Origin of the sequence: Gordonia phosphorivorans, assembly GCF_042432625.1 — a bacterium.
GTDB classification, from domain to species: domain Bacteria; phylum Actinomycetota; class Actinomycetes; order Mycobacteriales; family Mycobacteriaceae; genus Gordonia; species Gordonia phosphorivorans.
Genome location: NZ_JBHLWV010000034.1, coordinates 1 through 706, shown reverse-complemented (window position 1 = coordinate 706; position 706 = coordinate 1). Strand labels below are relative to the sequence as shown.

At 55.4% G+C, this 706-nt stretch carries 1 rRNA gene; it reads right to left on the bottom strand.

The window, feature by feature from the left end:
* Window positions 1-58 precede the first annotated feature (58 nt).
* Window positions 59-706, bottom strand: a 23S ribosomal RNA gene (locus ACFFJD_RS16670); the annotation flags it as partial.

Below are 706 nucleotides of genomic sequence, written 5' to 3'. Positions count from 1 at the left end.
GTGTGTTGCCTCAGAAAGCGCATAGTGGATGCGAGACCAAACATGGTGTTTGGGTGTTGTTTATAAGTCCTCGGCCGATTAGTACCAGTCACCTGAACACATTACTGTGCTTACAGTTCTGGCCTATCAACCCCATGGTCTGTAGGGGGCCTTACCCCACCACAAGGGTGGGTGAGAAACCTCATCTTGGAACAGGCTTCCCGCTTAGATGCTTTCAGCGGTTATCCCTTCCGAACGTAGCTAACCAGCAGTGCTCCTGGCGGAACAACTGGCACACCAGAGGTTCGTCCGTCCCGGTCCTCTCGTACTAGGGACAGGTTTCCTCAAGTTTCTAGACGCGCGCGGCGGATAGAGACCGAACTGTCTCACGACGTTCTAAACCCAGCTCGCGTGCCGCTTTAATGGGCGAACAGCCCAACCCTTGGGACCTACTCCAGCCCCAGGATGCGACGAGCCGACATCGAGGTGCCAAACCATCCCGTCGATATGGACTCTTGGGGAAGATCAGCCTGTTATCCCCGGGGTACCTTTTATCCGTTGAGCGACACCGCTTCCACTTGCCGGTGCCGGATCACTAGTCCCGACTTTCGTCCCTGCTCGACATGTACGTCTCACAGTCAAGCTCCCTTGTGCACTTACACTCAACACCTGATTGCCATCCAGGCTGAGGGAACCTTTGGGCGCCTCCGTTACATTTTAGGAGGCA